The 9,926-nt window shown below is 47.0% G+C and carries 14 protein-coding genes and 1 other RNA gene; 1 reads left to right on the top strand and 14 read right to left on the bottom strand.

Features of this window, described 5'->3' with window-relative positions:
• The 14 genes from galE to WEIDD23_RS02850 form a co-directional block, all read right to left on the bottom strand.
• Positions 1-923, bottom strand: a 923-nt coding sequence (galE, locus tag WEIDD23_RS02915) for a UDP-glucose 4-epimerase GalE (RefSeq protein WP_062358746.1), incomplete at its 3' end; no start/stop codon positions are given.
• A gap of 40 nt (positions 924-963) precedes the next feature.
• On the bottom strand, positions 964-1,707 hold the full coding sequence (locus WEIDD23_RS02910; RefSeq protein WP_010369418.1) for an acyl-[acyl-carrier-protein] thioesterase: 744 nt from the start codon (positions 1,705-1,707) through the stop codon (positions 964-966).
• A gap of 4 nt (positions 1,708-1,711) precedes the next feature.
• Positions 1,712-2,587 (bottom strand): 16S rRNA (cytidine(1402)-2'-O)-methyltransferase, encoded by an 876-nt coding sequence (rsmI, locus tag WEIDD23_RS02905; RefSeq protein WP_010369420.1) that lies wholly within the window; start codon positions 2,585-2,587, stop codon positions 1,712-1,714.
• Positions 2,584-3,594: a DNA polymerase III subunit delta' gene (holB, locus tag WEIDD23_RS02900; protein WP_010369423.1), complete on the bottom strand. Its 1,011-nt coding sequence runs from the start codon at positions 3,592-3,594 to the stop codon at positions 2,584-2,586. The genes rsmI and holB overlap by 4 nt, the downstream gene beginning before the upstream one ends.
• A 9-nt stretch (positions 3,595-3,603) precedes the next feature.
• The gene (locus WEIDD23_RS02895) at positions 3,604-3,933 is read right to left on the bottom strand and encodes a cyclic-di-AMP receptor (protein WP_010369426.1); all 330 of its coding nucleotides are present in this window, start codon (positions 3,931-3,933) and stop codon (positions 3,604-3,606) included.
• A gap of 12 nt (positions 3,934-3,945) precedes the next feature.
• Entirely contained in the window at positions 3,946-4,590 is a 645-nt protein-coding gene (tmk, locus tag WEIDD23_RS02890) for a dTMP kinase (RefSeq protein ID WP_010369429.1), read from the bottom strand.
• 93 nt (positions 4,591-4,683) lie between these two features.
• A complete protein-coding gene (locus WEIDD23_RS02885; protein ID WP_010369432.1) occupies positions 4,684-4,899 on the bottom strand; it encodes a hypothetical protein in 216 nt (71 codons plus the stop codon).
• 26 nt (positions 4,900-4,925) lie between these two features.
• Positions 4,926-5,186, bottom strand: a complete 261-nt coding sequence (locus WEIDD23_RS02880) for a YaaL family protein (protein ID WP_010369435.1) — start codon at positions 5,184-5,186, stop codon at positions 4,926-4,928.
• A complete protein-coding gene (recR, locus tag WEIDD23_RS02875) occupies positions 5,186-5,785 on the bottom strand; it encodes a recombination mediator RecR (protein WP_010369438.1) in 600 nt (199 codons plus the stop codon). Before recR ends, WEIDD23_RS02880 begins: the two co-directional genes overlap by 1 nt.
• Positions 5,786-5,821: 36 nt before the next feature.
• On the bottom strand, positions 5,822-6,130 hold the full coding sequence (locus tag WEIDD23_RS02870) for a YbaB/EbfC family nucleoid-associated protein (protein ID WP_010369442.1): 309 nt from the start codon (positions 6,128-6,130) through the stop codon (positions 5,822-5,824).
• 25 nt (positions 6,131-6,155) lie between these two features.
• Positions 6,156-7,988, bottom strand: a complete 1,833-nt coding sequence (gene dnaX, locus WEIDD23_RS02865; RefSeq protein ID WP_010369445.1) for a DNA polymerase III subunit gamma/tau — start codon at positions 7,986-7,988, stop codon at positions 6,156-6,158.
• Positions 7,989-8,105: 117 nt separating this feature from the next.
• Positions 8,106-8,204: signal recognition particle sRNA small type (gene ffs / locus WEIDD23_RS02860), an RNA gene on the bottom strand.
• Positions 8,205-8,218: 14 nt separating this feature from the next.
• Complete coding sequence (gene tadA, locus WEIDD23_RS02855) at positions 8,219-8,764, bottom strand: tRNA adenosine(34) deaminase TadA (protein ID WP_062358745.1); 546 nt, start codon at positions 8,762-8,764, stop codon at positions 8,219-8,221.
• On the bottom strand, positions 8,745-9,362 hold the full coding sequence (locus WEIDD23_RS02850; RefSeq protein WP_010369451.1) for a class I SAM-dependent methyltransferase: 618 nt from the start codon (positions 9,360-9,362) through the stop codon (positions 8,745-8,747). Before WEIDD23_RS02850 ends, tadA begins: the two co-directional genes overlap by 20 nt.
• 119 nt (positions 9,363-9,481) lie before the next feature.
• Between WEIDD23_RS02850 and WEIDD23_RS02845 the strand changes: the two genes are divergently transcribed.
• Positions 9,482-9,926 (top strand): LOG family protein (locus WEIDD23_RS02845; RefSeq protein WP_062358744.1); only part of this gene is annotated, 445 nt, incomplete at its 3' end.

The following is a 9,926-nucleotide window of genomic DNA, read 5'->3' as shown; positions in this document are numbered from 1 at the left end:
TCATCGTACTTTGGCACCCAGCCCAACACTTCACGGGCCTTAGCTGAAGAAGCCACCAATGAATCTGGGTCTCCGGCACGACGTGGACCAACTTCGGCAGGAATTTCCTTACCCGTTGCTTCGCGTGCTGCTTCAACCATTTGCTTTACTGAGAAACCATTGGCTGAACCCAAGTTAAATTGGTTTGACTCGTTACCCTTTGCCAAGTAATCCAAAGCCAAAACGTGCGCGTTAGCCAAATCCATAACGTGCACATAGTCACGCACATTGAAACCGTCTGGTGTGTTGTAGTCATCCCCAAACATCATAATCTTCTCACGTTGACCCAAAGCCGTTTGCAAGATAATTGGCACCAAGTGCGTCTCAACTGGGTGATCTTCACCAATTGAACCATCAGCCTTAGCACCCGCAACATTGAAGTAACGCAAAGCAACCCACTTCAAACCATAAGCATCATCAGCCCACTTCATGATGTGCTCCATTTGAAGCTTTGACTCACCATATGGGTTGATTGGGTTTTGTGGCGTCGTTTCCTTAATTGGGTTTTCTTCAGGAATACCGTAAGTTGCAGCCGTTGATGAGAAGACAATTTGCTTCACGTCAAACTCCAACATTACTTCCAACAAAGCAATCATTCCAGCCGTGTTGTTATCGAAGTACTTTAGCGGATCAGCCATTGATTCTGGGACAATTGAAGAAGCGGCAAAGTGCACAACTTGTTCAATATTTTCCTTTTCAAAAACCTCACGCAAAGCTGCCTTATCACGAATATCTACTTCGTAAAAAGGAACTCCTGCAGGAACCGCAGCGCGGTGACCTGTCAACAAGTTGTCGACAACCACCACGTCACGTCCATCTGACAACAACGTATCAACCATGTGTGAACCGATGTAACCGGCTCCACCAAGTACCAAAATGGCCATGTTTGTATCTCCTAAATGATTTATTACTTCTTAGTTTAGCTTAATTTTCAGCGTCCGTCCATTCGATTGCCGCTTCGGCTGACAAGGTATCCCCTGACCAAATGCGGTGAATCGTGGCATCTTCCAACGTTTGGGCTTCTGACTTAATCGTGTCACCCAGCAAAACTTCGTGCTCGTACTTAATGTTCAAGCGCTTGGGTTCATGAGTCTTCACAAAATCGTGATCCAACACGTCTTGAATCCAGTCAAAGTACTTTGAATTATTCACGTGTTGGTTTGAATCGATATCCAAATAGCGCACCACATATTCTTGCGTCACATCCACTGGAATATCAGCAATCATATGTTGTGGCTCTGGTTGACGTGGAATCTTCTTCACCCGTTCCGGTTCATAAGCATCCACCATTTCTTGCGGAATACGGGCCATGCGGCGACGTTCCATATCAATCATGGCATACAACGCATCAATTTCAACGAGCACATTACCCGCTTCATCAAGAATGCGGTACATACGCTTGGCAAAGAAGGGGTTAAACTCCTTAGCCAATGTTTGCAACGTTAAATTCTCACCGATTTTTGGTCGGCGATTAATTTCAACCATGTGCTGTAGAATAATCCAACCAATTCCTTGCGCGTGGACAAAATCCGGTCCCACCTCAAGATCAACGCTTTGTTGGGTTGAGCTCAGGACAGCTAGATTAAAAATCATTGGTAAGCTCAACTTACCTGTTACATCTGCTTCGTAGTACAGCACTTGGTGTTGCATACTGTAAATTTCTGCCATTGTTCTAAATTTCTCCTTGGTATTCCAAGTACAAGGCTTGTCGGTCCAAGTCACGGGCCTTAGCAATTTGCTTCACAGCCGCCGTGGCTTTCATGCCTGATTCAACCAGAGCACGGACCGCTTGCACTGGTGTCATATCGGCGAGTGGGTCATCATCTGCTTCGGTAACCGGGTTATCATTTCCCGACACCATCATCACAAATTCCCCTCGCACTTCATTTTCGTTTGCCCAATCCGCCAACTCTTGCGCTGTACCACGCAAGAATTCCTCGTAGCGCTTCGTTAGCTCACGCGCTAAAACAACCTGACGTTCGGGACCAAACGCCTTCACAATTGTTTGCAGCGTTTTGGGCAAACGATGCGGTGCTTCATAAAAAATCATCGTTTCCGTATGGCTATTAAGATTCTGTAGTTCCGCTAGTTGTTCCTTTGGCTTGCGAGCTAGAAAGCCATAAAACATGAACGGTTGCGGTGCAAGGCCTGAGGCAATCAACGCCGTAATACCTGCACTCGCTCCTGGCAACGGTACAACCGGAATATTTTGGGCCACCGCTGCCTTAACCAATTCGTGTCCCGGATCAGAAATAGATGGCATCCCGGCATCAGAAACCTGCGCAACATCCTCACCAGCGGCCAAACGCGCCACCAATTCTGGAATACGCGTCTCCTTATTGTGTTCATGGAACGACACTTGTTTGGTTTGAATATCAAATTGATTCAACAATTGTTGCGTATGACGGGTATCTTCGGCCGCAATCACCGCGACCGCTTTCAACGTGTCAATTGAACGCACGGTCATGTCACCCAGATTTCCAATGGGCGTTGGTACTAGATACAGCGTACCCGTGGTATGTGTGGCAAAACTCTTTTGTTGATTCATGATAAACCTGCTAACTTAAATTGACTTTCCAAAACCGTTGATTCAACCGTTGTTTGGAAATTAATGTTCTTTTGTAATCGTTGTGGTGCAGCTAAGACGATATCAAGGACGGCTAACAACGTGGCCGTCGTATAGCGTTGGCCGTCACGTTGCCAGGTACTACCAGCTGAAAAACGCACTGGTACATCACCCGTTCGGCTCAGTAGAATGTCACGCCAAGCTTGCGCCATCATCGCGAGCAAGACGCGTGCCCGATCTGGTTCACCAGCTAACGGCACCAAATTCGTTTGCACCATTGTAAAGGCAGTATCGTCTTTCTTGAGTGTCGCTGTCACCAGGTTACCCACGGCCTGCTCAGCTTGTTGAAACCAATCATCAACCAACCATTCAGCTGCCACCTCGCTACTGTCAGTGAGCGTCCGGACTAACTCAGCCTGGGTTGCATTGAAACCGACCGCCATTAATGATGCCTGCATCTGTTCGGGCCCTAATGCTGGAAAATCAACTACCTGGGTACGTGACACAACCGTCGGCAAAATTTGTGCGCGATTTTCAGCAATCAAAATCGCTGTTTGTTGCCCAACTGGTTCCTCGATAAACTTCAATAACCCGTTCGCTGCGCTGCTTGTCATCGTATCAGCGCCTGCGACGATAAAGACTTTTTGGTTACCTTCAACCGCGGTCTTGGTAAACTCATCCCGCAAGAAGCGGACTTGATCGACTTTGATACTATTGCCATCAGGCGCTAATTGAATCACATCCGGGTGTTCATTAGACGCAATGCGTTGGCATTGATCACACATCCCATCTGGTTGACCATCCGCCGTCACGTTACGACACATCAGGCGCATTGCTAGCCAATCCGCTACTAGCCCTTGGCCACGGCCACGTGGTCCAGTAAACAAAAAGGCGTGGGCAAGTTGGTCACTTGCCACCGCCTGTTTGAATTGCGCAATTAATTGCGGTTGTTGCGCATTTGCCTGTGCAATTAATTCTTTGGCGTCCATCTGCACTCCTTAGAAGCGGTGGAATTGTTCAATATCTTGAACAAACACCGTAGCCCCACCAACTTGAACTTCCATCGGCGTTGTGGCCGTTGACTCCATTGAAACATCCAAACTAACCGCTGGCGTCATAAATTGCTTACGCGTGTGTGACGTCTCTTTGATAATCTCTAACACCTCAGCCACACGGTCATCTTCAATTCCGACCATAAACGTTGTGTTTCCTGAACGGAGGAAGCCACCTGAAGTTGCCAAACGCGTGGCACGCACATTGGCCTTAACAAATTCTAATCCTAACTTGTTCGCATCTTTATCTTGCACAATCGCGATAACCATCTTCATAAGCCGAACCTCCTAGTCCTTTAAACCGAGTACCGGTGCTAATGCTGCCCATGTGTCAGCAATCACCGCATCTAGATTTTGTTCTGCATCAATTATCAAAAAGCGTTCTGGATCCTTCGCTGCTAGCGCATGGTAAGCTTCAGAAACCCGTTGGTGGAATGATAACGCCTCTACATCCAAACGATTCACTTCGTCTTGACGAGTCGTTTGAATGCGATTGAGACCGACTTCCGGCCGGATATCTAAGTATACCGTTGCCGTTGGCATCATCCCTTCGATTGCAAAGTCGTTAATCGCCGTAACCGCATCGGTACCAATTTCGCGACCGCCACCTTGATAGGCAATCGAACTGTCGACATAGCGATCCGTAATCACAACTTTATCAGCCGCAAGTGCTGGTAAAATCGTCTGAACCAAGTGTTGCCGACGTGACGCTGCATATAACAATGCCTCCGTCTTCTTATCCATCTCGGTATTTGCCGGGTCTAACACCAAATCACGGATAGCCTCTGCAATTTTGTTTCCCGTCCCACCAGGTTCACGCGTTAACAACAGACGCTCTCCCAATACCGGTTGTAGCCGAGCGACGATTGCACGCAGTACAGACGTCTTACCAGCTCCATCGGGTCCCTCAAACGAAATAAATGTTCCAGCCATCGTTGTCACCACTCTCACTTTTTGTTTTATACTATATTATAGCAAAAAAAAGAGCAGTTTAGGTATTCAACCTAAACTGCTCAACCAATTCAACTAGATTGACCAATCAATATTCTCTGGCTTTACGAACGCCAACTCAAACAAATAATTCGCAATGCGCTTCTCAGACCACTTGCTACCGTGGTCTGGCAATAGCCGTGAATTATCAATTAAACGTTCCTTCACCCACTTTGCATTAGCGTCTGACCATTGCGTATTCTTGGCAATGATTGCACCAAATTCAGCGTTTGAATAAGTCTTATCGCTCATAACTCTTCTCCTCTTCCCAATCCTAACTACAACTCAGGGTGTACAAAGGCCGTTGACCAATGCCCCTTCATATCACGATGCCGTGCTGCCCGTAGGAGGAAGAAATACTTTTGTCGCGCTTTATCTGTTTCAGCTTTATTCAATCGTGGATCAACATCGCTTTCAAACATGGCAACTTCTGACATTTTCGCCTTTTCATAGTCAAACTTAGCACGATCGATAGCTTGCGATAGCTGTTCATCATATGCTTTCGTATCCACCTTAGGGCGCTTAAACAAGTTAAACATTAAAGCTTCGTCCTTCCTTCCACGGCCTTGATCAAGGTAATCTCATCCGCATAGTCAATGTCACTACCAACTGATAGTCCGGTTGCCAAACGTGACACCGTCAACCCAGCTGGCTTCAACAAACGTGACAAGTACATGGCTGTCGCTTCACCTTCAGCGTTAGCATTCGTTGCCACAATAACTTCTTGAATGTCTTCGTCTTTTTGTAGGCGCGTAACCAATGACTCAATATTAATGTCATCAGGTCCCTTACCAGACAAAGGTGACAAGACACCGTGCAGTACGTGGTACAAACCGCGGTACTCACCCGTATTTTCAATGGCCATTAAGTCACGGACTTCTTCAACTACCAACACTTGGCTTTGATCACGCGTTGGATCAGAGCAAATGGCACATGGTTGTGTTTCCGTTAAATTACCACAGATTGAGCAAAAGCTTAAATCACGCTTTGCTGAAATCAACGATTGGGCAAAGCCTGTCACGTCTTCTTCCTGCATATCAATCGTGTGGAAAGCCAAGCGAGTTGCGGTCTTGATACCAATCCCGGGCAACTTAGTGTAACTATCAATTAGTTTAGCAATTGGTTCTGGATATTGCACGTTACACGCCTTCTTTCTCTATAAGTGCGTTGTCTCTTAGAACATTCCCTTTGGGGCATATTGCCCCAAACGCTTTTGTTGGTCGGCCTCGATTTGTTGCAAGGCATCGTTAACAGCCACCAAAATCATATCTGACATACCATCGACATCGTCAGCATCGACAATTTCTGGGTTGATTTGCAAGTCCTTCAATTCGCGGTTACCGTTGAACGTTGCCAACACAACATCTGAAGGTGCGTGGCCCGTATAGTCCGTTGCTGCAATTGCTTCTTGCTCATTTTGCATTTGCTCTTGCATCTTCTTAACTTGCTTCATCATTGATTGCATATTTTGTCCACCAAACATATCTGGTCCCTCTTTTCTAACTTAATTAATCATCTATTTCTTCAACAATATCACTACCAAACAGACGTTCAGCTTCCGCAACCACTGGTGCTGGTCCAACTTCAGCTTCCGAGGCGACGTCCATCGCCGTTAAGCTAGCTAAATCATCCGCCACAGCGGTGGCTGTTTGTGTCTCAACCTGCTGTTGGGTAGCTGTCGTTTGGGCAGTGCCCTTACGTTGTGCCACAAAGGCCGCACGCATCTTAGGCCACTCTTCGGCATTAACAAAGACCAATTGGCGTTCATGTTGTGCCTGGGTCAAATTTTGAATTTGTGTCACCATCGTGTTCAGTAGCTCCGCATTACGCATCGCGTTTGACTTGATGACATCAAAATCAAAACCGACAACCAATCCTTCTGGTGACGCCGCAATTGGACGCGCCACATTCAGCATCGCTTGTTGCGGTACTGGTAACATATTCACCATGTCTGCCCAGACGGCAACCACCCGGTCTAAGTCACCGCGCGTCGCGGCACTCAAAACGCTAAACACCGCTGCCTGATCATCACTCACACGTGGCGCTACCCGACTTGGTACTGGCTGAGCTACCGGCGTTTCATTAACTTCCGGTGCCATACTTGCTGGTTCACCTGTTAGATCCGAAACTGGCGCCTCACTAACCGGTGCTGGCGTTGTTGACTGAGCTGGCGCTGGTGTCACGGCTTGTGGGCGTTGTGGCTGTGGCTTTGGCTCAGCGACAACTTGGGTTGCTGATACGCGTTCAACAGTCACTGGTGCCGTTGTTGGCAATGGCTGACTTAACTTAACCGTCAACACTTCCAGGTAGATACTTGGTCGATTTGTATAGCGTAGTTGTTGCTGCGTATCATTCAGCGTATCAATCATCCGGTACCAAACAGTTGCAGGTGTATCACTCGCTAATGCTTTAAAAATATCATCCGGGACAATACTGATTAATTCTGGCGCTTCAGTATGCAACAACAAATCACGTGCATAGCTAATCAGATCTTCAACAAAACGGCTAGCATCTTTACCAGCTGACAACACTTCAGATAACTTCGCTAAGGCCGCCTTGGTGTCTTGCTGCACAACAGCTTGTACGTACTCACCCAATAATGTTTGGGTAACTGAACCTGTCACTAACAACGCATTTTCTAGCGTAACATGGCCATCCCCAAACGAGAGCGCCTGATCTAGAATACTCAACGCGTCACGCATCCCACCATCAGCAGCGTTAGCAATCACGCGAATGGCCGCTTCATCGTAAGTATCACCTCGTTGATCCAAGATGTACGTCATACGATCGTACGCTGCCTTCGCATCAATTCGCTTAAAATCAAAGCGTTGCGTACGTGAAATGATTGTGGCTGGAATTTTTTGTGGTTCCGTCGTAGCTAAAATGAAAATGACGTTAGCTGGTGGTTCTTCCAAAGTCTTCAGCAACGCATTAAACGCCCCTGTCGACAACATGTGGACCTCATCAATGATGTAGACCTTGTACTTCGCTTGCGTTGGGGCGTAATTCACATCTTCACGAATCTCACGAATTTCGTCAACACCGTTATTTGATGCGGCGTCCAATTCAATAACATCCCCCAACGTACCATTATCCGCTGCTTGGCACATGGCACAAACACCATCGGGTTCACCATTAATTGGATTCAAACAATTAATGGCTTTGGCAAAAATCTTGGCCGCAGATGTCTTTCCCGTTCCACGTGGGCCGTTAAACAAGTACGCGTGCGTTGTTTGGCCCGTCATGATAGCGTTTTTCAACGTCTTGGTCACGACTTCTTGACCGATCATATCGCTAAATTTTTGCGGACGCCATGTCCGGTACAACGCCTGATACGCCATTGTGTGTGACCCCTTTCAACACTGTCAATTTAGACAGTCAACTAAGAATATTTCCTACTCTTATATTACCAGAAAAAAGTAAAAAAAACGCCAACCGATTAGCATCGGTTAGCGATTAAAGTTCATAAGAAGTGAAGCACAATGCACGGTCTCCTTAGTGCTGCTGCCTTCCGACCCTGACACGGTTCGAAGTGCACACTTGCCCCACAAACAATATTATAGCAGGTGCATTACTTTTCTGCAAATGCATTAGGGTTTTCTTGCGCAGCTAACTCAGCCGCGCGGCGCGCTTTCTTTTCCGCCTTCTTTTGCTTACGAATCTCGCGAAAGAAATTACGCAACATATCCCCAGATTCCTGTTCACGAATCCCTTGATGTACATGCACTTGGTGATTCAAACGTTCATCTTCTAAGATGTGATACATTGAGTGAACAGCGCCAGCCTTCGGATCTTCGGCACCATAGTAGACATCACTAATCCGCGACTGTTGAATAATACCAGCGCACATAATGCATGGTTCTAGTGTGACAAACAATTGGGCATCAGGCAGACGCCATGACTTCACCAGCCGGTTTGCTTCCGTGATGGCTTGTAACTCGGCGTGTTGACTAGCATCTTCTAACCGTTCACGCAAATTAAAGCCACGTCCAATAATCTCACCGTGTTGTACAACCACCGCGCCAATCGGCACTTCACCTAATGCACCGGCCTTCTTGGCTTCCTTGATGGCCTCACCCATGAAATAATCAACTTGTTCAGGCGTCAGCTCGCTCATGGTATACGCTCTCCAAAATATAGTAACCCTTGTTCTTCGCGATAGTTGCGGCATTACCAAACGTTTCTGTCATCAATGCCTTCGCTGATGGCGCGCCTTGTTTCTTCTGCAAGACCACGGTCAACGTACCACCATCAACCAGATAATCCTTTGCCCCAGCAATCATATCTGACACAATTTCCTTACCTGCTCGAACCGGTGGATTCGTTAAAATCGCAGCAAACTTACCATCAACCCCAGAATAACGGTCTGATAACACCACGTCGATACGATCTGACACGCCATTCTTTTGGGCATTACGCTTTACCAATTCAGCGGCACGCTCATTAATTTCAGCCGCAACAAATTCACGATCAGGCATCACCGTTGCCAAAGCAATCGATACTGGGCCGTAACCAGCACCCAAATCCAAAATTTTGCCAGCTGGAATATCTTGATCAAACGCTTCTAGCATTGTTCGTGTCCCGAAATCTACGGTAGACTTAGAAAAGACACCTGCGTCAGTCGTAAACGTTAAGGAATGTTCAAAAAGCGGGAATGCCCAAGTGTGCTCGTCGTGCGCAACACTTGGGTTCGCCGTGTAATAATGTTCAGCCATGTGAACCTCTTTCTATCTTCAGGTGTCAGACATCCTGATAATCTTCAAAGTTTTAGTCTATAAACCATTGTAAGATAAAGGCACTAATTATAAAAGCAAAGTACTTGGGGGAGTATGACATGACAACACATACAATCGGCGTTTTTATGGGCGCTCAATACGGTCATCTAGAAGAATTCCATGAAGCGGCCGCAGCCATGGGGCACGGTATCGCCGAACATGGCTGGTCATTAGTCTATGGCGGTTCTAAAAGCGGTTTAATGGGCGAAGTCGCTGTTAATGCGATTAACGCCGGGGCCGACGTGACCGGTATTCGGCCTAGTAGTTTTCTACCAGAAGAAGCCGGTCATGAGTTACAAATGACCCACATTGACGTTCCTGACATGGATACCCGCAAACGGATGATGTTTGATCAAGCGGATGCATTCGTCTTTTTGCCTGGCGGCATGGGTACCTTAGAAGAATTGGGCCAAGTGATGTCCTGGACCAAGCTAGGATATTACGAAAAGCCAATCATCTTAGTTAACATTGCCGGCTTTTGGGACGATATGGTGGCCTGGTTTG

It is taken from the genome of Weissella sp. DD23, assembly GCF_001579105.1.
In the GTDB taxonomy this organism is placed as follows: Bacteria; Bacillota; Bacilli; order Lactobacillales; family Lactobacillaceae; genus Weissella; species Weissella cibaria.
This window is presented reverse-complemented; position numbering and strand designations above follow the sequence as displayed.

Excerpts from the sequence above, each read along its gene's own strand:
- WEIDD23_RS02910 (WP_010369418.1), bottom strand. The coding sequence starts at position 1,707 with ATGGCAGAAATTTACAGTATGCAACACCAAGTGCTGTACTACGAAGCA.
- holB (WP_010369423.1), bottom strand. The coding sequence starts at position 3,594 with ATGGACGCCAAAGAATTAATTGCACAGGCAAATGCGCAACAACCGCAA.
- WEIDD23_RS02870 (WP_010369442.1), bottom strand. The coding sequence starts at position 6,130 with ATGTTTGGTGGACAAAATATGCAATCAATGATGAAGCAAGTTAAGAAG.
- tmk (WP_010369429.1), bottom strand. The coding sequence starts at position 4,590 with ATGGCTGGAACATTTATTTCGTTTGAGGGACCCGATGGAGCTGGTAAG.
- WEIDD23_RS02850 (WP_010369451.1), bottom strand. The coding sequence starts at position 9,362 with ATGGCTGAACATTATTACACGGCGAACCCAAGTGTTGCGCACGACGAG.
- WEIDD23_RS02885 (WP_010369432.1), bottom strand. The coding sequence starts at position 4,899 with ATGAGCGATAAGACTTATTCAAACGCTGAATTTGGTGCAATCATTGCC.
- WEIDD23_RS02895 (WP_010369426.1), bottom strand. The coding sequence starts at position 3,933 with ATGAAGATGGTTATCGCGATTGTGCAAGATAAAGATGCGAACAAGTTA.
- dnaX (WP_010369445.1), bottom strand. The coding sequence starts at position 7,988 with ATGGCGTATCAGGCGTTGTACCGGACATGGCGTCCGCAAAAATTTAGC.
- tadA (WP_062358745.1), bottom strand. The coding sequence starts at position 8,764 with ATGAGCGAGCTGACGCCTGAACAAGTTGATTATTTCATGGGTGAGGCC.
- WEIDD23_RS02880 (WP_010369435.1), bottom strand. The coding sequence starts at position 5,186 with ATGTTTAACTTGTTTAAGCGCCCTAAGGTGGATACGAAAGCATATGAT.
- rsmI (WP_010369420.1), bottom strand. The coding sequence starts at position 2,587 with ATGAATCAACAAAAGAGTTTTGCCACACATACCACGGGTACGCTGTAT.